The sequence below is a fragment of the Deinococcus roseus genome (assembly GCF_014646895.1).
GTDB classification, from domain to species: Bacteria; Deinococcota; Deinococci; order Deinococcales; family Deinococcaceae; genus Deinococcus_C; species Deinococcus_C roseus.
The window spans coordinates 73,961-100,777 of sequence record NZ_BMOD01000008.1; the positions used below are offsets into that span (position 1 = coordinate 73,961).

Annotated in this window: 28 protein-coding genes; 15 read left to right on the forward strand and 13 right to left on the reverse strand. The window is 56.2% G+C overall.

Annotated elements, in window-relative coordinates:
* Positions 1–303: 303 nt before the first annotated feature.
* Positions 304–513, reverse strand: a complete 210-nt coding sequence (locus IEY52_RS12235; RefSeq protein ID WP_189002978.1) for a hypothetical protein — start codon at positions 511–513, stop codon at positions 304–306.
* A gap of 215 nt (positions 514–728) precedes the next feature.
* Here IEY52_RS12235 and IEY52_RS12240 point away from each other — a divergent pair, with 215 nt between their 5' ends.
* Together IEY52_RS12240 and IEY52_RS12245 are read left to right on the forward strand one after the other, a co-directional pair.
* Positions 729–1,592 (forward strand): hypothetical protein, encoded by an 864-nt coding sequence (locus IEY52_RS12240; RefSeq protein WP_189002979.1) that lies wholly within the window; start codon positions 729–731, stop codon positions 1,590–1,592.
* A 109-nt stretch (positions 1,593–1,701) separates the two neighbouring features.
* Entirely contained in the window at positions 1,702–2,736 is a 1,035-nt protein-coding gene (locus IEY52_RS12245) for a phosphotransferase enzyme family protein (protein WP_189002980.1), read from the forward strand.
* A 15-nt stretch (positions 2,737–2,751) separates the two neighbouring features.
* Here IEY52_RS12245 and IEY52_RS12250 read toward each other — a convergent pair whose 3' ends face one another.
* The 4 genes from IEY52_RS12250 to IEY52_RS12265 all read right to left on the reverse strand — a co-directional run bounded on the left by IEY52_RS12250 (position 2,752) and on the right by IEY52_RS12265 (position 4,718).
* Positions 2,752–3,303, reverse strand: coding sequence for an SRPBCC family protein (locus IEY52_RS12250; protein ID WP_189002981.1), 552 nt, complete (start codon positions 3,301–3,303; stop codon positions 2,752–2,754).
* Positions 3,304–3,314: 11 nt separating this feature from the next.
* A complete protein-coding gene (locus IEY52_RS12255; RefSeq protein ID WP_229684765.1) occupies positions 3,315–3,815 on the reverse strand; it encodes a hypothetical protein in 501 nt (166 codons plus the stop codon).
* Between the two features lie 64 nt (positions 3,816–3,879).
* Positions 3,880–4,305, reverse strand: coding sequence for a hypothetical protein (locus IEY52_RS12260; RefSeq protein ID WP_189002982.1), 426 nt, complete (start codon positions 4,303–4,305; stop codon positions 3,880–3,882).
* Positions 4,302–4,718, reverse strand: coding sequence for an ester cyclase (locus tag IEY52_RS12265; RefSeq protein WP_189002983.1), 417 nt, complete (start codon positions 4,716–4,718; stop codon positions 4,302–4,304). Before IEY52_RS12265 ends, IEY52_RS12260 begins: the two co-directional genes overlap by 4 nt.
* A gap of 291 nt (positions 4,719–5,009) precedes the next feature.
* Between IEY52_RS12265 and IEY52_RS12270 the strand changes: the two genes are divergently transcribed.
* Entirely contained in the window at positions 5,010–5,486 is a 477-nt protein-coding gene (locus IEY52_RS12270; protein ID WP_189002984.1) for a COG4315 family predicted lipoprotein, read from the forward strand.
* Here the strand turns inward: IEY52_RS12270 and IEY52_RS12275 are convergent.
* On the reverse strand, positions 5,371–8,211 hold the full coding sequence (locus IEY52_RS12275; RefSeq protein ID WP_189002985.1) for an ATP-binding protein: 2,841 nt from the start codon (positions 8,209–8,211) through the stop codon (positions 5,371–5,373). The two genes, IEY52_RS12270 and IEY52_RS12275, sit on opposite strands and share 116 nt — an antisense overlap.
* A gap of 161 nt (positions 8,212–8,372) precedes the next feature.
* On the opposite strand from IEY52_RS12275, the gene IEY52_RS12280 reads away from it, so the two are divergent.
* Together IEY52_RS12280 and IEY52_RS12285 are read left to right on the forward strand one after the other, a co-directional pair.
* Positions 8,373–9,461, forward strand: coding sequence for a hypothetical protein (locus tag IEY52_RS12280; RefSeq protein ID WP_189002986.1), 1,089 nt, complete (start codon positions 8,373–8,375; stop codon positions 9,459–9,461).
* A gap of 83 nt (positions 9,462–9,544) precedes the next feature.
* The gene (locus IEY52_RS12285) at positions 9,545–10,255 is read left to right on the forward strand and encodes a hypothetical protein (RefSeq protein WP_189002987.1); all 711 of its coding nucleotides are present in this window, start codon (positions 9,545–9,547) and stop codon (positions 10,253–10,255) included.
* A gap of 280 nt (positions 10,256–10,535) precedes the next feature.
* Here IEY52_RS12285 and tyrS read toward each other — a convergent pair whose 3' ends face one another.
* Positions 10,536–11,732, reverse strand: a complete 1,197-nt coding sequence (gene tyrS / locus IEY52_RS12290; protein ID WP_189002988.1) for a tyrosine--tRNA ligase — start codon at positions 11,730–11,732, stop codon at positions 10,536–10,538.
* Positions 11,733–12,061: 329 nt separating this feature from the next.
* On the opposite strand from tyrS, the gene IEY52_RS12295 reads away from it, so the two are divergent.
* From IEY52_RS12295 to IEY52_RS12310, 4 genes are read left to right on the forward strand one after another with little or no spacing between them, the layout of a single operon-like run.
* Positions 12,062–12,532 carry a hypothetical protein gene (locus IEY52_RS12295; protein ID WP_189002989.1) on the forward strand — a complete coding sequence of 157 codons (471 nt, stop codon included), beginning with the start codon at positions 12,062–12,064 and terminating at the stop codon, positions 12,530–12,532.
* A gap of 38 nt (positions 12,533–12,570) precedes the next feature.
* A complete protein-coding gene (locus tag IEY52_RS12300) occupies positions 12,571–13,095 on the forward strand; it encodes an MOSC domain-containing protein (RefSeq protein WP_189002990.1) in 525 nt (174 codons plus the stop codon).
* Positions 13,092–13,979: an aminoglycoside phosphotransferase family protein gene (locus tag IEY52_RS12305; RefSeq protein ID WP_189002991.1), complete on the forward strand. Its 888-nt coding sequence runs from the start codon at positions 13,092–13,094 to the stop codon at positions 13,977–13,979. Before IEY52_RS12300 ends, IEY52_RS12305 begins: the two co-directional genes overlap by 4 nt.
* Entirely contained in the window at positions 13,976–14,644 is a 669-nt protein-coding gene (locus tag IEY52_RS12310) for a tRNA (adenine(22)-N(1))-methyltransferase (RefSeq protein WP_189002992.1), read from the forward strand. The genes IEY52_RS12305 and IEY52_RS12310 overlap by 4 nt, the downstream gene beginning before the upstream one ends.
* A 3-nt stretch (positions 14,645–14,647) precedes the next feature.
* Here IEY52_RS12310 and IEY52_RS12315 read toward each other — a convergent pair whose 3' ends face one another.
* The gene (locus tag IEY52_RS12315; protein WP_189002993.1) at positions 14,648–15,145 is read right to left on the reverse strand and encodes a GGDEF domain-containing protein; all 498 of its coding nucleotides are present in this window, start codon (positions 15,143–15,145) and stop codon (positions 14,648–14,650) included.
* A gap of 187 nt (positions 15,146–15,332) precedes the next feature.
* Here IEY52_RS12315 and IEY52_RS12320 point away from each other — a divergent pair, with 187 nt between their 5' ends.
* Positions 15,333–16,145, forward strand: coding sequence for an HpcH/HpaI aldolase/citrate lyase family protein (locus IEY52_RS12320; protein WP_189002994.1), 813 nt, complete (start codon positions 15,333–15,335; stop codon positions 16,143–16,145).
* Positions 16,146–16,211: 66 nt separating this feature from the next.
* Positions 16,212–16,526, forward strand: coding sequence for a c-type cytochrome (locus tag IEY52_RS12325; RefSeq protein WP_189002995.1), 315 nt, complete (start codon positions 16,212–16,214; stop codon positions 16,524–16,526).
* A 165-nt stretch (positions 16,527–16,691) separates the two neighbouring features.
* Here IEY52_RS12325 and IEY52_RS12330 read toward each other — a convergent pair whose 3' ends face one another.
* On the reverse strand, positions 16,692–17,573 hold the full coding sequence (locus IEY52_RS12330; protein WP_189002996.1) for a DUF2167 domain-containing protein: 882 nt from the start codon (positions 17,571–17,573) through the stop codon (positions 16,692–16,694).
* 112 nt (positions 17,574–17,685) lie between these two features.
* Here IEY52_RS12330 and IEY52_RS12335 point away from each other — a divergent pair, with 112 nt between their 5' ends.
* Entirely contained in the window at positions 17,686–18,531 is an 846-nt protein-coding gene (locus IEY52_RS12335) for a M12 family metallopeptidase (protein WP_189002997.1), read from the forward strand.
* 87 nt (positions 18,532–18,618) lie between these two features.
* Here the strand turns inward: IEY52_RS12335 and pepF are convergent, their stop codons facing one another.
* The gene (pepF, locus tag IEY52_RS12340; protein ID WP_189002998.1) at positions 18,619–20,394 is read right to left on the reverse strand and encodes an oligoendopeptidase F; all 1,776 of its coding nucleotides are present in this window, start codon (positions 20,392–20,394) and stop codon (positions 18,619–18,621) included.
* Positions 20,395–20,444: 50 nt separating this feature from the next.
* Complete coding sequence (gene pdxR, locus IEY52_RS12345; RefSeq protein WP_189002999.1) at positions 20,445–21,911, reverse strand: MocR-like pyridoxine biosynthesis transcription factor PdxR; 1,467 nt, start codon at positions 21,909–21,911, stop codon at positions 20,445–20,447.
* A gap of 118 nt (positions 21,912–22,029) precedes the next feature.
* On the opposite strand from pdxR, the gene IEY52_RS12350 reads away from it, so the two are divergent.
* Complete coding sequence (locus IEY52_RS12350) at positions 22,030–22,647, forward strand: GNAT family N-acetyltransferase (RefSeq protein ID WP_189003000.1); 618 nt, start codon at positions 22,030–22,032, stop codon at positions 22,645–22,647.
* Positions 22,648–22,667: 20 nt separating this feature from the next.
* On the opposite strand, the gene IEY52_RS12355 is transcribed toward IEY52_RS12350, so the two are convergent.
* On the reverse strand, positions 22,668–23,042 hold the full coding sequence (locus IEY52_RS12355) for a type II toxin-antitoxin system death-on-curing family toxin (protein ID WP_189003001.1): 375 nt from the start codon (positions 23,040–23,042) through the stop codon (positions 22,668–22,670).
* Complete coding sequence (locus IEY52_RS12360; RefSeq protein ID WP_189003002.1) at positions 23,039–23,248, reverse strand: hypothetical protein; 210 nt, start codon at positions 23,246–23,248, stop codon at positions 23,039–23,041. Before IEY52_RS12360 ends, IEY52_RS12355 begins: the two co-directional genes overlap by 4 nt.
* Positions 23,249–23,509: 261 nt before the next feature.
* Here IEY52_RS12360 and IEY52_RS12365 point away from each other — a divergent pair, with 261 nt between their 5' ends.
* Entirely contained in the window at positions 23,510–24,709 is a 1,200-nt protein-coding gene (locus IEY52_RS12365) for an MDR family MFS transporter (RefSeq protein WP_189003003.1), read from the forward strand.
* A 77-nt stretch (positions 24,710–24,786) separates the two neighbouring features.
* Positions 24,787–26,784, forward strand: coding sequence for a molybdopterin oxidoreductase family protein (locus IEY52_RS12370; RefSeq protein ID WP_189003004.1), 1,998 nt, complete (start codon positions 24,787–24,789; stop codon positions 26,782–26,784).
* Positions 26,785–26,817: the final 33 nt, after the last annotated feature.

Sequence of the window (26,817 nt, forward strand, 5' to 3'; positions counted from 1 at the left end):
TCTTGAGGTTTCAGAGAGGGGGATGTTCTTTTGCAGGCTCAAATCACCTGCGGTTCTGGTCTTCCATGAAACCGTGAAGCTTCATCCAAAAAGCTCCAGCGGCCCAGCAGACCACCACCGCTCCCACAAGCCACAGGACCCATTGCCACCAGGGCATGATGCTGAAAAAATCTGCCAGTCTGTAATTTTCAAGATTCATAAATCGCCTCTGTGTCCAAAACAAAAAATTCGCCTTAACGGCGACTGATGTAAAACATTATAGCAGGTTATGCAATATGCAGCAACTCAAACCAGGGCAAGGTTTCATTCGCCACCCCCACCGCCGTCGCAACCGCCCCCATCGCTGCTGGAACAATCGCTGCTCGAATCGCCCCAGGCACTGAAATCTGCAGAAAACCCTCCATCTGCACTTCCTCCCAGTTGCTGACGCAGACGCTGAGGAGACAGCCAGACCACCAGACCCACAACCAGAGCCACTGCACCAAAAATCAACAGAAACAGCATTGTGTCCATGACATCCTCCTGAAAAACCCGAAGAAAACTCGAATCTCTGGCTTGCTGGACGCCTTTTCCTGTGTCTGCATTGTTTCAGGAAAGGGTCATGGGATTGTCAGGCCTGCATGACAGAACAGGGCAAGTGACCGGGCTAAGTGGTTTGGCTCAGGGGTCTGGATAGGCCAGTTCAGGCATGTGTGCTTGCTGTGCTTTTCTTACCCTGAGAGCATCCCATGAGCACCCTGCCTGCACAACAACCTTTCCGCTGGAACCTGCAGAAAACCGAGCAGCTGGGCAATTTGCCCCAGCAAGGCGAGCCCGCTTATCCAGAATTTCTGTCCGACCTGAGGTTGTGCGCTGCAAAAGTGCTGTCTTCCAGTGACAATGCGGATCTGGTGTTTGTGGGACGCTCTCCAGAAAGCCTCTACGATCACCTGCAGGGTGCCCTGCACAACACCTCATGGAAGGACCGCCTGCAGATGCTGAACCTCTCCATCGGAGGCTGGACGGTGGACAGCATTCAGAAGGAAACCCCTGCAGCCCTGAAGGCCATCGAACAGCAATTTCAGGCGCTGAACCTGATGCCAGCGCAAATTCTGGCCCGTCCCCATGGGGTGGCTTTTGTGGATCTGGTGTGTGGCGGTTCCACTTTTCTGAGCCTGTACCGCCTGCTGCTGCACTGGGCGGCCAGAGATGGCATTCCTGCCCGCCTGCTCAGCCAGAACATCCGTTTTGTGGGCATTGTGGAAAGCCTGAAAACCAGCCCCAACACCTGGCGCTGGCAGCAAAAAGTGAAGTGGCAGGATGCCCCCATCCCGGAGGTGAAAAACATCTCGGTGCCTTACCGTTTCTGGTTTTACCTGGGAGACCAGCAGCACAAGGTGGCCCGCTGGAACCCCCCTGCCTTCTGGGCCGAGGAGCAGATGCAGCTTCCTCCCAGGGAATTCTGGCACCTGCAGGCCCTGCATTTTTCCCGAAAATTGTACGAGGTGGGCCGCAGCCGGGAAGAAAAACTGCAGCTTGCCCGAGAAATGGTACAGTTGCCCGGCATGAAGCAGGGCTGGTACCGGTCTCTGGTGTTGCAATTGAAAGGCTGAACAAAGATCCAAAATGAAAAAATCGCCGTGATTGGCGACTGATGAAAAAATTATAGCACGTTATGCAGTATTCAGCAACTGAAACCACTGCAACCCCCGAAAGGATCCCATGACCGAATTCTCGCAGCTCAGCGGCAAGGCCCAGATTCACCGGCTCAGAAAGGTGGCCTTTGAAGCGCTGGGGGCTTACCCCTTTGAAGTCAAAAAGCTCTCAACACTCAACCACGGCTTCAACACCACCTTCCGGGTGGACGACACGGCAGGCCACAAATACGCCCTGCGCATCAACGTCAACAGCCGTCGCACCACCGAAAACGTGCAGGCTGAAATGGCCTGGCTGGAGGCCCTGGCTGCAGACACCGACATTCCCGTGGTGAAGCCCATTCGCACTTCAGCAGGCCCCATCCTGCAGATGCTTGAGGTTCCCGGATTTGCAGACCCTTTGCCCTCTGCACTTTTTGAGTGGATTCCCGGTCCTTTGCTGGGAGACAGACTCTCCAGAAATGGGGTCTCCCTGGTGCACCAGCTGGGCCAGGTGACCGCAAAACTCCACCAGCATGCCTCTGGCTGGACTTTGCCTGCAGGCTGCGCTTTGCCCACCACCACCAGCATCTACCTGGGCGATCAGATTGTGCTCTTCGGAGAAGTGGGAGCCGCCCACCTCTCTGCTGAGCAGCAAGACCTGTTTCAGAACGCTGCAGACCTCGCCCAGGGCACCCTGGACCGCATTTACCAGCAAGAAAACCAGCCTTTCCCCATCCACACCGACCTGCACAGCCACAACCTGAAAGTCTGGCGTGGCGATCTGCAGGTCTTCGATTTTGACGATTGCGCCCTGGGCCATCCGGTGCAGGATGTGGCCAATGCCATCTACTACCTGAATGGCTTCAAAGAACGGGACGCTTACCAGGAAGCCTTTCAGCAGGGTTACGCCGAGGTGCTGCCCTGGACATTTCAGGACAGCGACATTGAGGTCCTGATGGCAGGACGTGGGTTGCTGCTGGCCAACGATGTGCTGGTCAACCTCAACCCGGAGGTGCGCAAGTACATTCCAGAGTTCCTGAACAAGACCACCCGGCGCATGACCCACTGGCTGGAACAGGGAACCTACCGGAACCCTGCCCAGGAGACCTACCCCCAGTAGCTTCAGCCCGTAGAGTCAGCGCACAAAAGTGGAACGGGGTGGCGCGGGAATGCCTCTGGCCTCCTCGGGGGTGCGGGCCTTCCTGCGCCTCAACTCCAGTTCCAGGCTCTCAAAACCTTTCTGCATGGCCCACCCATGGTTCCAGCGAAAAATGGGTTTCATCAGGAATGAGAGGTACTTCAGCAAAGGTTTCTCGGCCACGATGGACCAGTCGTAGGTGATGTTCACGCAGTCCCCATCCTGCTTGAAGGTCCAGATCCCTCTTCCCACAAAATCCCCCTGGGCTTTCAGGGCAAAACCATACGGCACATTGACCTCGGTGACCACAAAAGACCAGCGCAGGGTGTAGGGCAACCACCCTTTGGTGTAGAGCTCCACTTCTTTGCCCACCCCATTCTGGGCCCCTTCTTTCAACACCTTCACTTGCAAATACACGCTGGGCCACCAGCGGGCCAGCCCCTCAGCATCTGCCAGAACTTCGCTGATTTCCTGACAGCTGCTTTTGACCCTCCAGTGGGTCACAAAATGGTAGGTGTTGGTGCTCTGGGTCTTGCTGGTCTGGGTCATGAATTGCTCCTTCAGGGCATGGGAGGCAGGCAGTACCCGAGGTGTTCTGCGTGCGGCACAAAGTAAGCATGGATGTCATAGTGCGGAATGGGATAACCTTCATGGCCCTGCGGCTGGAATTCGATGTCCACATGGTCGATTTTTAAAAACCATTTGGGGGTCTTCAAGGCGTCCACCCAGGACATGCCTTTCGCAAACATCTCCTGGGAGGGCATCAGTTCCACAAAAACCAGTCTGTCATCTTTGATGCCATAAATGGGACCCAGCGGCAAATCCTGCAGTCTGGCCCAGTGTTCGCCCATGGTGGGCACGCAGTCAGAGACTTTGACGGTGCCTTCGGGCAGCCCCCAGCGCTTTGCAGTCTCAGCCATGGCGGCTTGCTGCTCTTCCGTGAACATCGGTCCCTGGCCCATGTCCAAGCCAGGCATGCTGCCAGAGTCGTCCTGGGCCAGACCCACACCAGAGATCCCGATGCCCAGCATCAATGCTGCACACAACAGGTGTTTTTTCATGTTCTCCTCCTCCAGAATCCTCCCCTGACACGCAGGGGAGGGGTGGGGTTTAAGCGAGGTGGGGTTAGAAATCGCCGCAGATGATGCTGGGACCCACAGCATCCGGGTTGTTGGAGTGGATGTTCAGGTACATGGGGGTCATGGTGAATTTCACGGTGGCGGGCAGTTTGGTGTAAGAGGTGGCCATGCCCCTGTCATCGGCCATCAGGTTGTTGAGGCCAATGATCTTGTCGCCGTTCTGCATGGAACACATGGCGTCATTGGTGGCATTGAAGTGGATGTGGTTGGCGTACATGCCAGAGCCGGGAGTCAGGCCCTCAAGGTGCACAAAGACTTCGTGCTCACCACTGGGCCAGGCCACCACCACGGCACTGCCCATCTGCATGCCCATGCCCATCAGGGGAATGGTCATCACGGTCATGCGTCCCATCATGTCGGAGGCGAGGGCCATGCTGCCCAGGGTTGCGGCCAGGATCAAAAGTTTTTTCATGTGTGTTCACCCTTCAACTGGTTTAAGAGATGCCAGTAGTCCAATAAACCCCAGCGTTCCGTCAAAAAGCCTTCCCGGAACCTGAGGACATCCACCACCTCAAGAGAAACCCTGCGCCGGGTGTGTGGGAGGCCAGCGAAACCTCCGACATGCACTCCAGACCAGCTGCTTCTGCACACCACCACATCCTGAAAAGCCCGGAATTCCTGCACCTGCACTTCCAGGTTTTCAAAAGAGGCATGCAGCTCTGCAAAAAAGCGTTTCTCTCCTTCCAAATCTGGAGGAAGGTGGGGGAGCCTCGGGTCGTGGTTGAGAAACTGCGGACTGACCACGTCTTCAATGACGCTCAGGTTTCCGCGTTCCACCACCTCGTCCAGAAAGTGTTGGAAGATGCTGCGGTTCGCCTCGGACATACCCTGACCTCTTGAGAAACAGTGTGCAATTTGGGGTGTGAAAGAAACGTCAAAAGCAAACACCTGCATTTGATGGGCATTTTGACGGTTTTCCATTGTTGGCAGCAAGAGAATTTTGCATTTTATTTGGTCTGGATCTTTTTTGCCATGAGGGAAATCCCCAGTAGGTTTCTCTGCGGCTTTCCCTGAAAGTGGTAATTGTCCGCTTTTCATCTCTGGGTGCCGTTTCAAGCATGCTCCAACAGGCACCTCCATCAAACATTCTCAAACGTCAGGACCACAGGTGATGTCATGGGCAAACGTTCACGCGAAAATCTGGACCCCACACCGGGCATTCGGCTGACCACTTCGGGCAGTGGGTATCTGGTCACCTCCGAAGGCTACACCCTTTACCGTTTTCTGCCGCTCTATTTGCAGAAAAACAGCCTTGGGGAAATCACTGAGGCCAATGTCACCTGGGGAGATGAGTGGCCAGACCGTCTGCAACCCCTGATTTTCCAGTATGTCCCCCTGCCTGCTCCAGCTTATGGGGGAGCCACGGTGCCAGGAACCATCTCTGAATTTGAGCGCAACGATGGCAAATATGGGTACAAGCAGGTGGAATACAACGGCTGGTGGCTGTACATTTTCACCGAGGACCGGGCCGGAGAGGTCAAAGGGATTGTTCCGGGGATCTGGGATGTGGTTCCGGCAGATGTGGAGCCTCTGGTTCCTCTGGACGATGATGATGTTGGAAATCCACCTCCTGGACTGCTAGGCGGTCCTTGAAGATCAACCAGTCCAGCACTTTGTTGACCAGCACATAAACTTCTTGCACCTGATCCTGTTCTGCAAGGTCACACAACGATCTGGAGAGGTTCAGCTCCAGAAGCCTTCTGGAGAGAGGGCTGACACAGCGCCACTCCAAAAGCCGTGTGATCAGCGTTTTCTTCTGCTCTTCATCAAAACCAGCATGCCCCAGCAAGAAGATCGCACAGAGGATGGCATTGTAGTTGTCCTCTGTTTTGTATATCTTGTTCAAAACTTCGTTCACATCCTGAACGTGAACAGGTGAGGACTTTGCCAGCTTGAACAGAAGAATCCCATTGAGCATGGTTGAGTTTCCCTGAAACAGAGCAAGACTGATGCCTCTTTCAATGTCTGCCTCAAGATTATTCAATACGGCTTTTCCATCCAGAAACAAAGTGAACATTTTGCAGTAGATGGAGTACAATTCAAGATCACCAAATTGATTCTCCCGGGATTTTTCGATGATGCTGTCTATCACATAAATCTCTTTCATATTGTTTTCTCTGATTACATCAGAGTATGCTATCGCATACTTGAGATAAAGATCATGATACCCATTTTTAGAGTACTCTAGACCAGACAATATATCGAGAACCTCTTTATCCTCCATCAGCGATTCCCTGGAGGCTATGATGGCATTAATTCCATACAGAAAAATCCTATCCTCTTCTTTCAGCCGCATTGCCATTTGCATGGCGTCCTTAAACAGCAAATATGATTTTTCATAAATCATCATTCCCATATAAACAGATCCCCTGATGTTTCTGCTGATCATGTTGATCCTGATGTCATCACATATTTCATCCAGACCATCACACACCCGAAGGGCTTCCCTGGACTCGCCCGATCTGAAGCACATCCATGCGTACTCAAGATAAGCATCTGGTTTGTCTTGAATTTTGATGTCCTTCAGCACATCATTGTAAAATTGCAATCCCTGATAGTACAGTGTGGAACGGTCAAAAATCTTCAAGAGGCTGAAAGACTTTGCGGAGCCGTTGAACATGTTGAAACGCACCACTTCCATCAGGTCTGGAATGGTGCTCGCATGGTCGAGGAGCCCTTGAGATGAACTGGCATCCAGGGTGTTCAGCAGGTGCAAGTAATAGGCCTGATGTTTCTTCTGAACTTCGGTGGAAGGCTCTGGCACAAATCCCCGAAGCACCTGAGGCACCCGAAACCGCTGTCCGGGTTCCATCTGCAGCATGGATTTGCGCACCAGTTGCTGCAAAGTTCTGAGTTGCACCCCACTGACGATCACAGCGGCCTCTCTGGTGAAACTGCCCAGAAAACAGTTCAGGCTGGTCAGGGCCTGTTTTTCCTGTTCTGACAGCAAATGCCAGCTGGCCTCAAAGATGGGTTTCAGGCTCTGGGGATCCCCCTCAGGGTCCACCACCTGCTGCACCTCTTCACGGATTTCTTTTAAAGAGAGCATTTGCACCCAGCTGGATGCCATTTCCAGGGCCAGAGGCAAACCACTCAGGGCCGCACAGAGCTGCACCACCTCCTGGGCATCTTCAGACTGGATTTTGAAAGCGGCGTGGTGCCTTCTGGCGTGTTTTTCAAAACACTGCACTGCAGGATGGTTCAGCACTTCCGTCAGACCCATTCCCCGGTATTCCTGAATGCTGAAAGGTTCCAGTTTCAGCAGGCTTTCTTCAGGAAGTTGCAGGGGTTGCCTGCAGGTCACAATGATTCTGAGGGCCGAAAAACGCAGCCAGTTCTGCAGGTTTTCCAGTCCAGAAAGCTGGTCTGCACCATCGATCACCACAACACCCCTGTGGTGCCTCAGGGTGTCCATCAAACCCATCCAGGGATCTGCCTGCTGCACATTGAGGCCCAGCTGGTGCAGCAAACCGCTGGCGTCTTTCAGGCCGTCTGCCTTGAGCCACAGGGTGTCTTCGGGATGCTCTGCAGCACAATAGGCCCGCACCAGGGTGCTTTTGCCCACCCCACCCAGTCCGGTCACGGTCACAATGCCCGGAGGGGTCTGCTGCAGGCGTTCACGCAGCAAGGCCAGCTCCTGATCCCGTCCCACAAACACCTGCACCGGACGGATGGCGGTCTGCAAATTGGTTTTCTGGGGCACCTGCAAGGTGGTGAGGTCCACCCCCAGTTCTGCAGCTTCTTTCAACACCCGGTGCTCCAGATACCCTTCCAGACCCAGCGCATGCAGAAAACGCAGCATTTCCAGGGTGGGCGGAGGCGCACCCTCCACCTGAAAAAACTGTTCTGCCAGCACTTTGAACTGGTCTGGCAGGGCATGGCGGATTTTCTGGGCCTCCTGCAAAATGGACCACTGCACCAGAGAGGCCAGTTTCTCGCGGGTCTCAAAAATCCAGTCTTCCAGCTCAGTGCTGGTGTTGCGCAAATCCAGCCCTTTTAAGAAAGCTCCGCTGTAAAGCTGTATCACCTCTGTGTGGTTCTGTTGCTGAACGGCCAAAAGGAGTTGCTGGGCATCGGTTTCAATCCGGGACTCCACCTGATTCTGCACCGACCTGAACAAATCTTTCTCCAGGCTTTGCAAATAACTGAGGGCCACCCTCAGGCTGGTGGCTGGATCTGCAGCCTCGGGCCAGAACAGCATCTGCAGGTGTTTGCGGTCCTGCTTGCCTTCCAGGGCCAGGTAACACAGCAGCAGCAGGTTTTTGGGTTTGATGGGTTTGACGCCTGCATCCAGCCCACCCAGCGTTTGTACATGCATACCTTCAGGGTAGGGTGTCTTTCCCGAACCCACCCCTAGGGAAATCCCTTATTGATGCTTTGGCAGGGTTCCTGATCTGCTGTTAACGCCTTGTTAACACCTGAATGGGCACACTGTATTCATCCTGGTGATGCCCCCACTTCACCACAAGGAGGAGACCCATGCTTGCTCCCGATCACCACCTGATTCTGGACACCCTCACTGGGCACCTGAATTTGCACCACCAGATGAAACTCAAATTGCATGCCCTCACCACCCTGCAAATGAACCACCAGGACATCCTGCAACAGGTCAAAAAAGACGTGCTGGCCGCTGGACTGAAACTCCTTCCTGAGTTCTGCATGCAAACCCCCCGCAGCTTCATGGATTACACCCTCCATCTGGAACGCGCCGTAAAAAACCTGCGCCCGGCCATTCAGGAGGCCATCACCCACCAGGGCGGCATTCCCACCGAAACCCAGCGGCACCTTCTGATCAGCGAAATCCTCAAATTGAAAAAAAATTCCGACCAGCAGCATTTGCGCCATGCCGAACTGCGCAAGCAACTGGGGCAGTTGCTGCGTCCCCTCAGGCATCACTTTCTGGATTTCAGTGCCCTGCTGGAAGACAGTGTGGGTGCCCAGGGAGAACAGCAAATCCAGATCGAGCACCTGCAAACCCAGCTGCAACGCCTGATGCACAAACTGGGTCGGGACGAAACCGAAGCCACCCCCTCCTCCATCACCTTTGGCACACCTGTGCAGGGCATGGCCCTGCGTCTGGGCTTCCAGCACCACGGAGACACCCAGACCCTCTCTCTGGGGCAACTGGGCATCACTGTGGCCAGTCTGGGCCATCCGCTGGGAAACCCCATGCTCACCCCGGAAGTGCAAAAAGACCTGCGCACCCTGAACAGCGGAATGCAACAACTCAACCTGGAACAGCAGATGCTGGTGGTGTCCCACGGAGCCATGGAATTTGTGAAAACCCTGCTGCAAACCATCCGTCAGGCAGAAGAACACCAGGCCTCCCAGGTGTACCTGTGGAGCATCAACAGCAAACTGCTGGAAGCCCTGCTGGACACCCTCTCCCAGCCGCAGATCCGGGTTCAGGGCATCAAGCTGATGCACTCTCTTTTGAGCTCCAGCCCGGCCTGGCAGCAGGTCAGCGAATTCGCCCTGCAAAGCCAGACCACCACCCACCACAGCGAAATGGTGACCCTGCCACCTGTGGTGCTGGGGGCCGCCGTGCAACTGCAGCACGCCCATTGACCTGACCATCCCCACCTGATTTTTCCCACAACCCTGCATCCCCATTCAGTGACCGGGCCTGACCCGACCACGGAGGTTTTGTCATGCTGGAAACCGTCGCAGAACTGCTGCTTGCCCCTCCCAGCCTGGGAGACTTCAACCCCCACAGCACCCTCACCCCCAGCGGTTGTCCCATCGAATGGACGTTCAGTTCCCACAATGAGGAGGTGCGTTACACCCTGGACCTGCATCCCAGACAGGTGCCCTCTGCACTGAAGAAACACACCGAGGGCCTGGATTACTGCTGGCTCAGCATCCAGCGCACCTCCAGGGCCACCACCCACCAGTTGCTGAAACTGCACGACTGGAACGATCCTGATCCGCTGTATTTGGAAGACTGCGTGCCGGTGCTCTCCGGCTTTCGGGGCACCCAAAACGCCAGCGAAGTGCATTACCTGCATCAGGAACCCGCACCAGCCGTCCTCGAGAATCTGCTGAAACCCCACCACAGCCAGCACCTCTCTGCCTTCTGGAACGACCTGCGTTTCCTGACCGCCAGACCCAGCCGCACCCTGCCACGCAAAACCCCCATCACCATCGTGATGCAATCCGAAGGCCTGACCTTGCACATCCCTGCCTCTGCCCTGTTTTCGGGCGAAGACATTGCAAGGCAAAAACTGGCCCAGTGGTTCACCAGCGCAGCCTACACCGAAGCCATGCAACACTCCGGCCTGATGCACACCACCGTGGGCTGGGAATTCCAGACGGGCCACCTGACCCGCCTGGTGGGGGTAACGCTGAAGAACTGGAGGTAGATTTTTTTGGGTGTTTGCAGTGTTTTTTTGGGAGCACTGAGGGTCAGATCCCCTGGTTTATCTGGGGTGTGCGTCTGGGAGCACTGGGGGTCAGATCCCCCTGCCTTTCGCATTCGCTCAAGGCTGTCCCCCGTCAGCGTTGGGGGACTTGGTGCGCGTCTGGGATGGCTTCCAGCCTGGTCTTCCACCAACCCCCCAACGCTGACGGGGGACCACCGAACACAGTGAGGTGCGGGGAGATCTGACCCCCAGAAACCTCAACCGCACCTTCCAGCCAAACTCACCTGCTCAGTCTGGCAAATTTGTCCTTGCCCCGCTGCAAAACCACGGGCTCAGAGAGGTCCAGAAAGGCCTGTGGGTCGGTGAACAGTTCACCGTTCAGTTTGATGCCTTTCTGTTCCACAAAGCGGCGGGCTTCCTTGTTGCTGGTGGCCAGACCGCCCAGCACGATCAGTTTCAGGATGCCCACTTTGCCGGTGTCATTGAAGTCCGTTTCAGGCACGGTGGTGGTTTGCAGGTCGTCGGGGATGCCGCCTTTGGCAACTTCATCGTAACGCTGCTCTGCGTAGGCGATGTCTGCATCAGGATGCAGCCACTGGCAGATGTTGCGGGCCAGAATGCGGTGGGCTTCCACCGGATGACCGGAGATGATCTGCTGGATCTGATCAAGGGGCAAATCGGTCAGCAGGGTGAAGTAGTTCTCCATCAGGGTGTCCGGCACCTTCATCAGTTTGGCAAACATCACTTCTGGAGCGTCAATCAGGCCGATGTAGTTGTCCAGGCTCTTGGACATCTTCTCTGTGCCATCCAGACCCACCAGCAGGGGCAGGGTCAGCACCACCTGGGGTTCCTGCTCGTACTGGCCCTGCAGGGTGCGGCCCACCAGGTTGTTGAACAGCTGGTCGGTGCCGCCCAGTTCCACATCGGCTTCCAGGGCCACAGAGTCGTACCCCTGGGTCAGGGGGTACAGCAGTTCGTGCAGGCTGATGGGGGTGCCGTTGTTCAAACGCTTGGTGAAATCATCGCGCTCCAGAATGCGGGCCACCGTGTAACGGGAGGCCAGACGGATCACATCGGCGTAATTGAGGGGTTCCAGCCACTCGCTGTTGTAACGCAACTCCAGCACTTCAGGGTCGTCTTTGAGGATCAGTTTGCACTGCTCCAGGTAGCTGTGGGCGTTCTGGCGTGTTTCCTCCAGGGTCAAAGGAGGACGGGTTTTGCTCTTGCCGCTGGGATCCCCGATCATGGCGGTGAAATCCCCGATCAGCATGATCACCTTGTGGCCCAGTTCCTGAAATTGCCGCATCTTCTTGAGGATCACAGCGTGACCCAGGTGCAGGTCAGGACGGGTGGGGTCTGCCCCGAGTTTGACGCGCAACTGTTTGCCGGTTTCGATTTTGCGCTTGAGGTCCTCTTCGCTGATCAGGTCCACTGCGCCGCGTTTGAGGATCTCGATTTGTTGCTCTGCAGGAATCATGGCTTTCTCCTTCAAAAAAAAACCGTGCCTGTTCGGGGCACGCCTGGGGATCTGGGAAGCAACACTTCGCTTAAACGCCAAACCTCTGGGGCGCTTGCAAGGAAGAATATCGCTTCTCGAACATGCCAAACAGTCTATCGGCTTGAGGGGGGAATCTCAAGGGTGCGGGCTATGGGGGTTTGAAGGCCGACGGCTTCGCCTGCCGAGGGCCAAGTGCCGAGGGCTGAAAACAAACACAAGTTCTGCTCCACCAAAACATCAAAAAAGCATGGATTGGCAATAAAAGTAGACCTGTATATGCACATTCCAAAGCGTCCTATACTCAGGCCATGCCCTTTCCCACCCTGCAAATCCCTGAATTTTTGACATTGAAACGTGAAATCGAAACTTACCCAAGAATGCACGGCGAATACCTGATTGATCTGGTGTCCATTGCCCATCTGAGGGCAGGGGGCTTAAATGAAAATGACATTCTGGATGAAGTGTACTGCCACTGGAGTGGGGTTGCTTCTGTGGAAGATCTGCTTTACCGGGGAGAAGGGGATGGGTACGAAGTGTCAACCCAGCATCTGCTGGAAACCCTGGTTGATGGCCTGAAGGGAGGAGCGGCTGTGGGACACACCATCGACTCCATGCCGGAACAGGAAGCCCTGCGCTTCAGTCAGCGGTTTCTGGATCTTTTCGAGCAGCCCAGAGGATACATGGGCATGGGCATCACGGACAGATGCATTTTTGAGCATGGTCTTTTGCTGATGGACCAGAATCACGCAGGACTTCTGCTGGTCCTGGAAGACGACTGAATCCCACGCTTTTCATCCCCAGCCCTTACAATCAAATCATGCTCAAAGACCTGTTTGCCAGCCAGCCTTTCACTGGAGAACTCATCTGGATGGGCCTGAGGCCCGCCTACCGCGAGCCCCTCATCGAGGTGGAGGAGGTGGAAGCCCTCACCGACGCAGGTCTTGCTGGCGACCACACCGGAGCGCAGGGCCTGAAGAACCTGCAGTCGAAGGGGAAAAATCCCAGCAAGCGTCAGGTGACCCTGATTCAGGCGGAGCACCTGGATGTGCTGGCCCGCCTGATGGAGAAGTGCGAAATTGAGCCTGCCCTTTTGCGCCGCAATCTGGTGGTGCGGGGCATCAATTTGCATGCCCTGAAAAAAGCCCGCTTCAGAATTGGGAATGTGCTGTTCGAGGGAACGGGAGACTGTCACCCCTGCAGCCGCATGGAAGAGGTGCTTGGAAAAGGTGGCTACAACGCCATGCGCGGTCATGGGGGCATCACTGCACGGATCCTGGAAGGTGGAACACTGCACCTGTCCGATGTGGTGCGTCTGGTCGGTCCGGTAGAATTCGAGGAGTGAATCCCGAATTTCTGGAGAACATCCGACACAGCTTTGACGATGGGGACATCTGGTTGCAGAAATTGCCAGAGTTGCTGAACCTTTTTGCTGCCCAGTGGGAACTGGACCTGGGAGCGCCTTTTGAGAACCTGTCTTTCAATTACGTGGCTCCTGCCAAGTGGGAGGGGCAGGATGTGGTGTTCAAACTGGGGGTGCCCCGTGAGGAACTGCACACCGAGATTGCAGCCTTAAAACTCTGGAACGGCTCGGGTGGCGTAAAATTGTTGAAAGCCGATCCTGAGCAGGGTGCCCTGCTGATTGAGCGGCTGTTTCCGGGCCAGATGCTGAGCACTTTGCCTGAAGCCCAGACCGTCCCCATCATGTGTGAGGTGATGGAGAAAATCTGGCATCCGGTGCCTGCAGAACATGCTTTTCCCAGCATAGAGCAGTGGCACCAGGGGCTGGTGGAATTTCCGCGCAGTGGAACAGCTTTTCCTGCAGAGATGCTGGATCTGGCAGAGGGGTTTTACCAGGAACTCACCGCTTCTGCAGAAGAACCCGTGGTGCTGCATGGCGATCTGCACCATTTCAATGTGCTGCAGCATGGGGAAAACTGGCTGGCCATAGACCCCAAGGGCATCATCGGGGAAAGGGCCTATGAGATTGGGGCTTTCCTGCGCAACCCCTGGCCTGTCCTTTACGACCTGTATTCCCCGGAAGAATTGCAGAACGTGCAGGCCAGACGGGTGGATGCTTTCGCCGAACGGCTGGGCCTCTCCAGAGAGCGCATCCTGAAATGGAGCGTGTACATTTTTGTGCTTTCGGGTTGCTGGGGGTACGCTGAAACCCGTGATGACTGGAAGAAAGAACTGCTGGGAGCAGAAGTGTTGAGGGGCCTGCTGTGAACCTGAAAACCCTGGAATCCCGATTGCAAACCGTGCTGGAATGGGTGCCTTACGGCATCCATGCAGACATCGGGGCAGACCATGCTTACCTGCTGGGGAACCTGCTGGACCAGAACCGCATTGCAAAAGGCATCGCCATCGAGAAGAACCGGGAGCCTTTTGAACTGGCCCTGAGGAACCTGCAGAAATTTCAGGACCGTGCAGAAGCCCGTCTGGGAGATGGATTGACCCCTCTGAAGGCTGGAGAGGTGGACAGCATCAGCATCTGTGGCATGGGGGCAGGCCTGATGGTCAAGATCCTGCAGGCCCATGCAGAGAAGGTGCCAGATCAGGTGATCGTGCAGCCCAACGATTCTGCAGAACCACTCAGACGCTGGGCCATGCAAAACATGTTTCACGTGAAACAGGAAACCCTGACCGTGGGCTTCTGGCATTACCCGGTGCTGCATTTCCAGCGTGCCCCAGGAGAAGATCCGGTTTATCAAGGCCTCAATCTGGAGGTGGCCCTCAGGTTTGGCCCCTGGCTTCTGAGGCGCAAAGATCCTTTTCTGCTGGATTACGTCCAGAAACAGAAAAAACGCCTGCAAAATCTGGCGAATGTGTCCAATCCAAGGGTGCAGCAGGATCTGGAACGGGTGGAGATGGCTTTGCGGATGCTGCAGTAAGGATCAGGCAAAAAGCAGCTGATTCCTTCCTTGTTTTTTGTTCTGCAACATCAAATCTCTGAGCTTTTCCCAAAAGGTTTCCAGATTGAGGTCATCCACAATGGTCACCACAATCCCTGCCGTGATCTGAATGCCTGTGCCTTCAAAAGCAAAGGGCTCCAGCCAGAGTTGCCGAAGTGCTTTGCTTCTTGCTCTTGCAGCTTCAACAGGCAGATTTCTGGAATGGACCAGCAAAAATTCATCTCCACCCAGACGGTAAAGGTGTTCATGCTGACGCCTGTAGACATCCAGACGGTTTGCCAGCCCCCTGACCACTGCATCACCAGCATGAAGGCTGTGGAAGTCATTTACTGTTTTGAGCTGGTCAATGTCCACATAAGCAACCAGCCTTCCGAGCTGATCCGTGCGTTTCATCCAGACCCGGTGGGTGGTGAGACCCGTCATGGGATCAACCCGGTACTGGAAAGGAACAGGGTCATAAAAGAAATCAAATGTTGGCATGCTTTTGCCTCCAGGCATCCTGAAAAAACCTCAAAACATTATTGCCAAAAGACCTCTTGCAACTTTCTGCAGAGGCTTCAGCAAAGCTTTTTGTCTGCTGCATACAGCCCCTCCGAATATGGCCTGAACCCCTCGTTCTGGAAAACTGTGAACTGAAAACTGTGAACTGAAAACTTTAAAATAAACCATGCCCATTTACAAACGCCGCCGCAGCGCCCTTTTCCTGCCTGCCAGCAACACCAGAGCCATCGAGAAAGCCCGCACCTTGCAGGCAGATGTGGTGATTCTGGACCTCGAAGATGCCGTATCTCCCGAGCAGAAAGCCCTGGCCCGCAATCAGGCCGCCAGTGCCATCCGGGAGGGTTTTCCCATGGAGGTCGCGGTGCGCATCAATCCCATCCACACCGTCTGGGGGGAAGCAGACCTGGCCCTGATGGAGGACATCAAGCCAGAGCTGCTGGTGCTGCCCAAGGTGGAAAGCACCGCAGATTTGCCAGAAGTGGGCCTTCCCCTCTGGGCCATGATTGAAACCCCTCTGGGGGTGGTGAACAGCCGTGAAATTGCAGAGCACGGAGATGTGGAAGCCCTGGTGATGGGCACCACCGATCTGGTGAAAACCCTGCAGGCCCGACCCATGCCTTCAAGGGACAACCTGCTTTATGCCCTCTCTCAGGTGGTGCTGCATGCCAGAGCGTATGGCAAATATGCGCTTGATGGGGTGCATCTGGATTTCAGGAACATGGAAACCCTGAAAGAAGTCTGTCTTCAGGGCAAAGCGCTGGGGTTCGATGGCAAGACCCTGATTCACCCTCTGCAGATCGAGATGACCAACCGCATCTTCTCTCCCAGCCCTGAAGAAATCGAGTGGGCCAGAAAAGTCATTGCTGCATGGCAGAACAAGGACGCAGACCAGGGGGTGACAGTGCTGGACGGTCAACTCATTGAGGAGCTGCACGCCATTGAAGCAGAGCGCATTCTGGAACTCACATCTCTGGAGTGAGGGTCAAACAGGTTTTGACGATTTGTTCACACTGAAAGTTGCACACTGTAAACAGGAGGAAAGTGCATGAAAAAAATGGTTCTGCTGGCAAGTTCACTTTTGATTCCACTGGCTTTTGCCGCCACCCCCAAGGGCAACGCCGCCAAGGGGAAAACTTTTTTTGAGGCCACCTGCTCGGGATGCCACGGCGAAGGGGCACTCGGGGGCGTGGGTCCCAAACTGGCTGGTAAACTGAAGAAGTGGACGTTTGCAGGCTTCAAGAAGACCCTCAAAGAGAACGTCACCCCGGACAAACGCAAACTGGGCCCACCCATGATGAAGTTCAATTTGTCGGATCAGGAATATGCCGACCTGCTGGCCTACCTGAAATCCCTGAAGTGAAGACAACTTGCTGAACCGCTGTGGCTTTTCCCACAGCGGTTTTTTAAAATGAATCCATGAATTTATGGCTCGGTTTTTTGTTTCTGGGGTTGCTTGCCCTGTTCACTGGCGGCATGATTCACATGGTCCTGAACATCAAAGCCCGCGCTCCCAAAGAGGAATAACTTACTCTGCCTGCAGGGTCAGGTTTCTGGAACGCACCCTTTTTCCCAGCAAAACCACCATCAAACCCATGCCCATCAGCAGAACCATCCAGGGGAAGCGGAAGGGCGCTTTTTCCGGGTCCTGAATGGGCTGTTCGGTGATCAGGGCAGACATGCCGTAGTCATACAGGCGGTCTCCAGCCTGCACATCGGTGTAACGGTGGCCTGCGGTAAATTGCACAGAGTGGCCCAGATTCTGCAGCTCTTTTTTCAGGCCTTCCCAGTGTTTTTTCTCGATGATGCCTTTCATCAGGACCAGACCTTCCCGGCCCAGCAAGAGCACCCTGGGGAACACCGCTGTGCTTTCTGCACCGGGCAATTTCACCTCGGCGGCGTAAATCAACAGGCCCGTTCTGGGATCAAAGGTGGGGGGCATGGCCCAGCCCAGGACCTGCACCTGGGATGAAGTGTCCTGCAGTTTTTTTAGCACATCCTGGGCCTGCACGTTCTTCCAGCGGCGGGCATCCACGTAACCGGTGTCCAGGTGTTGCAGGCTGAGTCCCCATCCACCTTCAGACACCGGGCTGAGGTTTCTGGGCAGCAGCATCCCCAGAATGCTGGGGTCGGCACTGCCTCCCCACACGTCGTAAATCACGTGGTTGGCGTCTTCTCCGTTCAGAAAGCGCAGGGAGGCTGCAGGTTGGACCTGCAACTGGTGCGGCAGGGTCACTTCTTCAGTGTGGTAGTGGAGCACACTGTCAAACAGTTCAGGATTGTTGATGCCGTGCCCCTGTGCAGAAGCAAGCAGCCCAGAAGCCAGCAGCAAAGCGCCCAGCAGCATGCTTCTGCGCAGCCCATGGGCAGAAGCATGCAGTGAGACCCGAAATCCTGAATTGTCAAGCATTTTCCGAGTATATCGGGGAATGCCCGGAAGGTCCATTGGGCATTCCCCCTCCTTGACACTGAGGGTTGCAGCAACTTATAGTCGGTTCACTTTTGCACAATCTGGAGGACACATGAAACGCACTGTCGGTGTACTTTGCCTTGGTCTGACGGCTGTTCTGCTGCAAGCCTGCAGCAAGACCCCCGCCACCCCGGAAACCCAGGAACAAGCCCTGTCTGAAACTGCCCTTTTCCAGAACCAGGGAAAACCAGATGGCACCGTGCAGGTCAAACTGGGGCAGTTTGACCGGACCGTGACGGCAGAACTGCACGGCAACAAGGTGCTCTTTGAGGGAGACATTCTGCTGGCAGAACTCTCCAACAGTGACATTCAGAAGAACTCCACGGTCATTGCCAACACTGGCGGACTGTGGCCCAGTGCCCGCATTCCCTACACATTTGCCTCGAATGTGTCCTCCACGGTCAGAAGCCACGTGCAGAGCGCCATCAACACCTACAATGCCTACACCAAAGTCCGCATTGTGCCCCGTGCCAGTGAGAAAAACTATGTGCGGGTGATTGTGGACAATGGTTGCTACTCTTACGTGGGTCGCATCGGGGGCGCACAGGCCCTCTCCCTCTCCACGGGTGGATGCGGGGTGGCCGGAGCCATCCACGAGTTCGGGCATGCCCTGGGACTCTGGCACGAGCAGAGCCGCAAGGACCGTGACCAGTACGTCACCATCGTGTGGGCCAACATCCAGAGTGGCACCGAACACAACTTCCAGATCGAGAGCAACAGCCGCGCTGTGGGTGCTTACGACTTCGATTCGATCATGCACTACCCGGCCAAAGCCTTCAGCATCAACGGTCAGGCCACCATTGTGCCCAAAAACAGCAGCATTCCACTGAGCCGTCTGGGGGCCGCCAAGACCCTCAGCAGCGGAGACATCGCAGGAATCAAATCCCTGTACCCCTGAACCGCTCCATCCACACCTCAAAATGCACGCCTTCCCCCGGGCAAAAACCCCGAGCCAGAACTCGGGGTTGTCTTTTGTGGATTTGCCTTACAGTAGCCTTTCCAGCTGGTCCAGCAAACCTTCCAGGGTTCGGAAACCTGCCTCAATGGGGGCTGGCGTGGACATGTCCACCCCTGCCACTTTCAGGGCTTCCAGTGGGGGCAATTTTCCACCCAGAGAGAGGAATTCCAGGTAGCTGTCTACAGCACCTGCCTCTCCAGAAAGCACCCTGGCGGCCAGGGCATTGGCGGCTGCAATTCCTGTTCCGTACTGCCAGGTGTAAAAATTGGAATACAGGTGCGTGGAAAACTGGGACCACAGGATCCCGTTCAGGTTTTCATCCATTTGCACTTCTGATCCGTACACCCCGGAGAGCAGTTCGGTCATCAGGCGGTTCATCTGGGCTGCTCCCAGGGTTTTGCCCTGCTCGGCCTGCTGGTGCAAAGTCAGTTCAAAGCGGGACAGCACCGGCATGATCAGAAAGTAGCGGTGGAAGTTGGAGAAAGCCTCCTCCAGAACCGCGATCCTGAAATCCCGATCCTGCACGGTGTTCAGCAAGTGTGCACGGGTGAGGGCCTGGTTGAAGTTGCTGGCCACCTCTGCAGCAAACAGGGTGTATTTCTCGTACACAATGGGCTGGATCTGGTTGCTGAGGTGCCTGTGCATGCTGTGCCCGACCTCGTGGGCCAGGGTGGACATTCCGAACAGGCTCGGCTGAAAGGACATGAAAATAAAAGGTCTGGTCAGGCTGTTCCCGATGCTGAACGCCCCCTGCCTGCGGTGGGGCGTGAGTGCGTGATCCACCCAGCGGTCCTCCAGCAATCCAGAACGCATGGTCTGCACGTAAGCCTCTCCCAGCGGTCGCATGCCTTCCGTGATGAAATCCACGGCCTGTTCGTAAGACACCACAGGAGGGCTCTGGGTCAGGGGGGCTTTGATGTCGTACTCGGCAAAATCCGGGAGGTTCAGGGCTTTCTTGCGGATCTGCCAGCAGCGGTGCCAGATCTGCTGGTTCTGTTCAAAAACCTGCATGAAGTTGTGGTAGACCTGCTCCGGGATGCGGTTGGGATACAGGGCGGCAGCCAGGCTGCTTTTAAACCTCCTGCTGCGGGCCAGAAACACGTTCTGGCGCACCCCGGTGCTCACGGCTGTGGCCAGGGTTTGCTGCACTTCCAGATGCTTGCGGGCATACTGCTCCCAGGCGGCTTTGCGCACTGCACGGTCTGGATGGGCCAGCAGAGATTGCAGGGAGGTGTGGGTCAGTTTCACCTCGCCCTGAGGGGTGGCAATGCTGCCAAAATCCAGTTCGTTCACCAGGGTGGGGTGGATGCTTTTGGCCCCCTGAAAAGCCTCTGAGACTGCTCCCAGCAAAGCTTCAATTTCCGTGGAGCGCATGCTTTGTTGCTGTGCCCAGAGTTTCTCGAAAAAAGCCTGGTAGACCTTCAGACTTGCATGGTGCTCAAACCATTTGCGGGCGTGTTCTTCTGGCAGGGTCAGCAGTTCTGGCTCCACAAAGGCCAGTTCACTCTGGAAAGCCGCAGAAAGGGACTGGCTTTCCCCCTGCTTGCGTCTGGCCTCCTGATCGGTGGTGTCCGTGCTGACTTTCATGGTGGTGTAGATGCCCAGACGGTGCACCCTCAGGGAAAGCTCCTGCCACGCCTGCAAGAATTGAAAGCAGTGCTCCGGGTCACGGGTCAGGGTCCCACGAAAAGCCGATAGGGTCTGGATCTCACCCACCACAGACTGAAGTTCTTCATCCCAGGCAGCAAAATCTGGGAAAATGCTCTCGATGTCCCAGCGTGGAAGATCTGAAGAAAGGGTCATGCTGACATCTTAAAAGCTGACCTGTCCCAAAACCGTCTGTTCGCACATGCTCATTTCTGCACCCGAAAAGCCCGCCCCAGATCCCTTGCCGCCAGAATGGACTCATCCTCGGGAAATCCAGCGTATCCGAACAGCAATCCCTGTTTTGCATCCTGCAGGTAAGAAGGGGAAAGGGCACGCACCGTCACACCGGCCTTGCGGGCCTCCTCCACCAGCGTCCGGTCTGAAAAACCTTCCCCCAGATGGGACACCAGATGCATGCCTGCAGGAGAAGGCTGGAAGGGCAACCAGTCCGGGAAATGCTGCTGGGCCAGTTGCAAAAAGAAAGCCTGTCTGTCTGCATACAGAGAACGCATGCGGCGGATGTGCCGCTCAAAGCCCCCGTTCTGCATGAATTCCGCCAGCACCGCCTGGGACACCCCCGGAGGCATGCGGTCCACCAGAGACCTGGCATGGATGAACAGATCAATCAGGTGTTCGGGCAGCACCAGGTACCCCATGCGCACCGCAGGAAGGAGCACCTTGGAGAAGGTGCCCACGTAAATCACCCGCCCATCCTGGTCCAGTCCCTGCAAAGCATTCAAGGGCCGTCCCTCATAACGGTATTCGCTGTTGTAATCGTCTTCCAGAATCCATGCCCCGCTGTTTCTGGCCCACTTCAGCAGTTCCAGACGGCGGGTCAGGCTGAGGGTGATCCCCAGAGGATACTGGTGCGAAGGGGTCACATAAGCCATGCGGGCCTGTGGATGGTGCATTTCACCGTACTGCACCTGCATCCCCTCCTGATCGAGGGGAATGGGACAGACCTGCAATCCAGAGGACTGGAAAGCGGCCCTGGCCCCCAGGTATCCGGGGTCTTCCATCCACAAACTGTCTCCCTCGTCCAGCAGGAGGCGGGAAGCCAGTTCCAGCCCTTGCTGCGAACCCGAAGTGATCAAAACCTGGTCGGGCGTGCAGCGTACCCCTCTGGAGGCATTGAGGTATTCGCTGATGGCTTCCCTCAAAGGCAGATAGCCTCTGGGATCCCCGTAAGCCAGAAGCTGCAAGGGCGGGTTTTTCCAGTGTCTGGCATGCAACCTGCGCCACTCCTCGAAGGGGAAATCTTTCAGGGCAGGCATCCCCGAACGAAACGCCCGGTATTCTGGCTGGCTGAGGTACTGCGTGACCTGCACCTGCAGCAGTTTCTGTGCCCGTCTGGAAAGTTGCGGCTGGATGCCCTGCTGCTCAAGGCGCACTTCAGGCTTCTGGATGGAGGTGTCTGGCAGGGTGTGGGTCACGTAGGTGCCGTCTCCCACCCGGCTTTCCAGATAGCCTTCCAGCAGGAGTTGTTCAAAAGCCAGCAACACGGTGTTTCGGGACACCCCCAGATGCTGGGACATCGCACGGGTGGAAGGCAGGCGGTGCGAGGGCTTCAGGGTGCCTTCCAGAATGGCTTCCCGAAGTCCCTCATAGACCTGCAGGTGCAGGGGGACATCCAGCGTTCGGTTCAGGTGGGCAAGCACACTGGGGGGCAACATTGGTCCTCCTCAAAACCAGAAAAGTGGCTCTTTGGAGAAGACCACCGTCCCCGTATCCTAGAACCTATCAGGACCACACGCAGAGGATTGTTTAAGCGTCTGTCCTGCCGGAGGCCCCATGCAAACCTGGATTCAACCCGTCACCCTGACCGGAGCGCACGTCATCCTCAGACCTCTGGAGGAACAAGACCTGCCCGCGCTGTACCAAACCCTCTCCCCTGGCCTCTTGAAGTGGTTTTCGGTGCGGGGCCTGAATGGTGAGGGCAACATCTCTTTTGAAGACTTTGTGACCTCATACCAGCAACTGTTGCAACAACGGGTGGTCTTTGCCACCTGCCGCAAAGACAGCGGAGAAGTGGTGGGCAACACCTCTTACCTGACCATCGAACCCGCGCACAGGGGCCTGGAAATCGGAGGCACCTGGATCAGAAAAGACCAGCAGGGCACCCTGGTCAACCCGGAAGCCAAATACCTGATGCTGAGACACGCCTTTGAAAGCCTGCAGGCCATCCGGGTGAGCCTGAAGACCCACCACCTGAACACCCAGAGCCAGCGGGCCATCGAGAAACTGGGCGCACAGAAAGAAGGCATTTTGCGCAACCACATCATCATGTCAGACGGCAGTTACCGCCACAGCGTGATGTACTCGATTCTGGATTCCGAATGGCCAGAGGTGAAACGGAAGCTGGAGGAGCGGGTTTATGCCGGAGGCCGAGGGCTGAGGGCCGAGGGCTGAGGGCCGAGGGCAAAACCATCTTATTTCTGCCACACCTCAAGCAGGCTTGCCATCGCCTCCATGGAATGCGCTCCAGTGGCCACCTCAACAGCGGTGTCCTCCAGGGTTTTGCTGGTCTGGATTTTGATTCCGTGCATCTGCAGGAACACCAGGGCGGTGGTCAGGGCGGTGCGTTTGTTGCCATCAATGAACGGATGGTTGCGGGCCAGAAAATACCAGTAAGCCGCAGCTTTCTGGAACAGGCCCACATACCGCTCCTCTCCAAAAGCGCTCAGGAAAGGCTGGGCCAGTGCAGACTCCAGCAGCCCCTGATCCCGCACACCGGAAGAACCCCCAAAGTGCTTGATGTTGAGGTCATGCAGGTGCAACACCTGATCCAGGCTCAGGGGGATCATCGTTCCGCCAGGTTTTTCAGAAGGTCATGATGCTCAGAGAACACCTGCTGCAAAGCATCTTCAAAAAGCTGAATTCTGGGAAGGACCAGCAAACCTTCCTCGGTCACCTGCAAAGTCACCTCTTCCAGCAGTCCAGCCTGAAAGAGCAGTTCTTCTGGAAGAAGAAGCATTTTCTGTCCGTCGATGGTGACAATTCGGGCATCCATGGGTTCATGGTACGGTTTTCTGGTCTGGGTTTCTTGCGGCTGGGCGCAGCACGCTACGCCCCTACAGGTTGGATCCAGGTTTTCTGCCTTCTTATTGACCCTTACAGCATGCCTCTCTTGACCCTACTACGCGGTCCAAAGCGGTTTGGACCGCTGGGTCGCTCGGGGACGGCACCGTCGGCATTGGGTCGCTGCCTTCTGCCTATCTTTAAGCACCCTGGCGTATACCAGACACCAAATCAAAAAAGGTAGGTTAAAACCATGGACGCCCGCAGACCCCTGATCCAGCGCATCCTTCCAGTGCTGCCCCGGCAGTTCTGGATTCTGTGGTGGGGTACCCTGATCAACCGCGTGGGGGATTTTGTGGTGCCGTTTCTCAGCTATTACCTGACCAGCCAGTTGTTGTGGAGCACCGGGCAGGCTGCACTGGCCCTGAGCCTGTTCGGGGTGGGGTCTTTTCTGGCCCAGTTTCTGGCGGGTTTTGTCACGGACCGTCTGGGGCGCAAGAAGGTCATGGTCTTTTCAATGGTTGGCGGTGCCCTGATGATGGTGGGCATCAGTGAAATCCGGCACTTTTACCTGCTCCTGGCGGTGATTGTGCTGCAGGGCTTCATCATGAACACCTCCCGTCCGGGCATGAAGGCGGCTGTGGCGGATCTGGTTCCCCCTGAAGGGCGCATCCGGGCGTATGGCATGAATTACTGGGCGATCAATCTGGGGGCTGCCATTGCGCCACTGCTGGCCGGTTTGCTGGCCGACCAGAATTACCGTTACCTGTTTTATGGGGATGCCCTGACCTCTGCAGGTTGTGGTTTGCTGATGCTGTTTTTCTTCCGCGAGACCCTGTCCAAACACCAGAGAACCACCTCCCAGAAAATGCGCATGCCACAAGATGGCCTGCTGTATGCCTACACCGTGGCAGGGTTTCTGTTCGGGGTGCTGATGATGCAGGGGTTCGGGGTGCTGTCCCTGGCCATGCAGAAACTGCATTTCACGGCGGCGCAGTTCGGGCACACCATTGCGATCAACGGGTTGATCATTGTGCTGCTGGGGATTCCAGCCCAGATGGTGCTGCCCCGGTTTCCCCGCCCCACAGTCATGGCCATTTCTGCGCTTCTGATGGGGGGTGGCCTGATGCTGAACATGCTGGCCCACGACCTGACCGGATTCATGGTGGCGGTGGTGGTCTGGACGCTGGGAGAACTGGGCATGAACACCGTGGCATCCAGCGTGATTGCAGACCTTGCCCCTGCACACCTGAGGGGCACTTACGCAGGCCTCAATGGAGCCTCCTGGGGTCTGGCGGCCATGGTGGCTCCGGTGTTTGGAGGGTGGCTGCTGGGCAGTCATGGCAGCCTGACCCTGTGGTCTGCCTGCGGCCTGATCGGTCTGGTGGTGGCCATCATGCATGTGGTGCTGGCCGGGCCACTGAAAAGAAGGATGCAACATGCCACAGAATAAAGTTCCCGCTGCACAGTTGCTGATTCACAGCGGGTTATGCTTTGACCCAGACCTTCGTACCCCTCAAGGAGCTCCTGATGCGTGATGTGATCCTGACCTGCCCCCTGGACTGCCCCGATGCCTGCCGCCTGAAAATCACCCTGGCCCCGGATGAAACGCTGGGAGAGAAGGCCGTGAAGGTCACCGGAGATCCATCCCATCCCTTCACGCAGGGGTTTGCCTGTGCCAAGACCGTGCATTATCCGGCGCGGCAGTACCACCCGGACCGTCCCCTCTACCCCTTAAAACGGTTGGGAGGGGACTTTGTGCGGATCTCCTGGGATCAGGCCCTCGATGAAATTGCGGACCGTTTAAAAACCGTGCTGGCAGAACATGGCCCCCATGCCCTGATGCGCTACAACTATGCGGGAACCATGGGCCTGAGGGAAGGCACCCATGTGCATGCTTTTTTCCGTGCTCTGGGAGCGAGTGAGCTGGATGAAACCATCTGCGCCACCGCTGGCACCGAAGCCTGGGTGATGACCTACGGCCCCAGGTATGGCGTGCTTGCAGAGGACGTTCCACATGCAAAGCTGATTTTTTTGTGGGGCATCAACAGCCTGACCACCAACAGCCACCTGACCCCCTGGCTGAAAAAAGCCCGCAAGAACGGCGCAAAGATCTACCACATCGACCCCTACCAGAGCAAAACCAGCCTTTTTGCCGATGAGCACATCAAAATCAACCCTGGCACAGATGCAGCTCTGGCGCTGGGTTTCATGCATCTGATCTTCAGGTGGGGCCTTGAGGACCGGGAATACCTGCAGGAAGCCTGCCTGGGTTCAGAAGAATTGCGGGAAGCTGCAAAAGATTACACCCCCGAAAAAGTTTCAGACATCACCGGAATCCCCACCGAAAAAATCGAGCAACTGGCCCGCGAATACGCCAGCACCACGCCCAGCTACATCCGGGTGGGGTATGGCATGACCCGCCATGAATACGGCGGCAACAACCTGCGTTCGGTGCTGCTCTTGCCTGCTGTGATGGGCCAGTGGAAACACCGGGGCGGGGGCGTCACCCTCTCCACCAGTGGGTATTTCCAGCTGAACCGCAAAAAACTGGGGGCAGGCCATCTGGTCAAAGCCAGCACCCCACGCATCAACATGACCCGGCTTGCCACTGCCCTGCAGCCTGAACGGGGCATCAAAGCCATGTTCGTGTACAACAGCAACCCGGTGGTGGTCGCCCCTGACACAGCACGGGTGATTGAAGGGTTCAAACGGGAAGACCTGCTGGTGGTGGTGCTGGAGCAGGCCATGACCGAGACGGCAAAGCTTGCCGATTATGTGCTTCCCTCCACCACTTTCATGGAGCACGAGGACGTGTACACCAGTTATGGCCACACTTACCTGGGCTACAACCCAAAAACCCTGAATGCCCCAGGAGAGGCCAGACCCAACACCTGGGTGTTTCAGGAACTGGGAAAACGCCTGGGCCTCCAGGAGGAAACCCTTTACTGGAGCATGGACCAGTTGCTGGAACACCTGCTGGACACCGAACATCCGTTCTTGCAGGGTTTCACGCCTGAACGGGTCAGGCAGGAAGGCTCTGTGCGCCTGAACCTGCCCGAAGGTTTGCTGCCCTACCAGCACGGGGCACCCACAGCCAGCGGAAAAGTGCAGCTCTCCCCTGCTCCGCATTACACCCCCGACAGCCTGCAGGTGACTCCAGAGCATCCTTTCCGGTTGCTGACCCCTCCTGCACACCACTTTCTGAACAGCACCTATGGCAACCTGGAAAACCTCAATCAGGCAGAAGGGGGAGAACCCCTGGCCCTGATGCACCCTGAGGACGCGGCACCTTTAAACCTGAGCACCGGAGATTTTGCTCACCTGAGCAGCCCTCAGGGGTCGGTGCTGCGGCAAATTCGGGTGCATGGTGGGGTGCAAAAAGGAGTCATTGTGCTGGAAGGCAGCTGGTGGGGCCTCAGTGCCCGGGATGGCAAGAGCATCAACACCCTCACTTCAGAGCGGCTCACCGACCTGGGGGCGGGAAGCACTTTCCACGCAAATACGATTGGCGTGACAAAAGCGTAGTATTCTGGTAAGTATGCGGGCTTTTACGGTTTC

Excerpts from the sequence above, each read along its gene's own strand:
- IEY52_RS12235 (WP_189002978.1), bottom strand. The coding sequence starts at position 513 with ATGGACACAATGCTGTTTCTGTTGATTTTTGGTGCAGTGGCTCTGGTT.
- IEY52_RS12240 (WP_189002979.1), top strand. The coding sequence starts at position 729 with ATGAGCACCCTGCCTGCACAACAACCTTTCCGCTGGAACCTGCAGAAA.
- IEY52_RS12245 (WP_189002980.1), top strand. The coding sequence starts at position 1,702 with ATGACCGAATTCTCGCAGCTCAGCGGCAAGGCCCAGATTCACCGGCTC.
- IEY52_RS12250 (WP_189002981.1), bottom strand. The coding sequence starts at position 3,303 with ATGACCCAGACCAGCAAGACCCAGAGCACCAACACCTACCATTTTGTG.
- IEY52_RS12255 (WP_229684765.1), bottom strand. The coding sequence starts at position 3,815 with ATGAAAAAACACCTGTTGTGTGCAGCATTGATGCTGGGCATCGGGATC.
- IEY52_RS12260 (WP_189002982.1), bottom strand. The coding sequence starts at position 4,305 with ATGAAAAAACTTTTGATCCTGGCCGCAACCCTGGGCAGCATGGCCCTC.
- IEY52_RS12265 (WP_189002983.1), bottom strand. The coding sequence starts at position 4,718 with ATGTCCGAGGCGAACCGCAGCATCTTCCAACACTTTCTGGACGAGGTG.
- IEY52_RS12270 (WP_189002984.1), top strand. The coding sequence starts at position 5,010 with ATGGGCAAACGTTCACGCGAAAATCTGGACCCCACACCGGGCATTCGG.
- IEY52_RS12275 (WP_189002985.1), bottom strand. The coding sequence starts at position 8,211 with ATGCATGTACAAACGCTGGGTGGGCTGGATGCAGGCGTCAAACCCATC.
- IEY52_RS12280 (WP_189002986.1), top strand. The coding sequence starts at position 8,373 with ATGCTTGCTCCCGATCACCACCTGATTCTGGACACCCTCACTGGGCAC.
- IEY52_RS12285 (WP_189002987.1), top strand. The coding sequence starts at position 9,545 with ATGCTGGAAACCGTCGCAGAACTGCTGCTTGCCCCTCCCAGCCTGGGA.
- tyrS (WP_189002988.1), bottom strand. The coding sequence starts at position 11,732 with ATGATTCCTGCAGAGCAACAAATCGAGATCCTCAAACGCGGCGCAGTG.
- IEY52_RS12295 (WP_189002989.1), top strand. The coding sequence starts at position 12,062 with ATGCCCTTTCCCACCCTGCAAATCCCTGAATTTTTGACATTGAAACGT.
- IEY52_RS12300 (WP_189002990.1), top strand. The coding sequence starts at position 12,571 with ATGCTCAAAGACCTGTTTGCCAGCCAGCCTTTCACTGGAGAACTCATC.
- IEY52_RS12315 (WP_189002993.1), bottom strand. The coding sequence starts at position 15,145 with ATGCCAACATTTGATTTCTTTTATGACCCTGTTCCTTTCCAGTACCGG.
- IEY52_RS12320 (WP_189002994.1), top strand. The coding sequence starts at position 15,333 with ATGCCCATTTACAAACGCCGCCGCAGCGCCCTTTTCCTGCCTGCCAGC.
- IEY52_RS12325 (WP_189002995.1), top strand. The coding sequence starts at position 16,212 with ATGAAAAAAATGGTTCTGCTGGCAAGTTCACTTTTGATTCCACTGGCT.
- IEY52_RS12330 (WP_189002996.1), bottom strand. The coding sequence starts at position 17,573 with ATGCTTGACAATTCAGGATTTCGGGTCTCACTGCATGCTTCTGCCCAT.
- IEY52_RS12335 (WP_189002997.1), top strand. The coding sequence starts at position 17,686 with ATGAAACGCACTGTCGGTGTACTTTGCCTTGGTCTGACGGCTGTTCTG.
- pepF (WP_189002998.1), bottom strand. The coding sequence starts at position 20,394 with ATGACCCTTTCTTCAGATCTTCCACGCTGGGACATCGAGAGCATTTTC.
- pdxR (WP_189002999.1), bottom strand. The coding sequence starts at position 21,911 with ATGTTGCCCCCCAGTGTGCTTGCCCACCTGAACCGAACGCTGGATGTC.
- IEY52_RS12350 (WP_189003000.1), top strand. The coding sequence starts at position 22,030 with ATGCAAACCTGGATTCAACCCGTCACCCTGACCGGAGCGCACGTCATC.
- IEY52_RS12355 (WP_189003001.1), bottom strand. The coding sequence starts at position 23,042 with ATGATCCCCCTGAGCCTGGATCAGGTGTTGCACCTGCATGACCTCAAC.
- IEY52_RS12360 (WP_189003002.1), bottom strand. The coding sequence starts at position 23,248 with ATGGATGCCCGAATTGTCACCATCGACGGACAGAAAATGCTTCTTCTT.
- IEY52_RS12365 (WP_189003003.1), top strand. The coding sequence starts at position 23,510 with ATGGACGCCCGCAGACCCCTGATCCAGCGCATCCTTCCAGTGCTGCCC.
- IEY52_RS12370 (WP_189003004.1), top strand. The coding sequence starts at position 24,787 with ATGCGTGATGTGATCCTGACCTGCCCCCTGGACTGCCCCGATGCCTGC.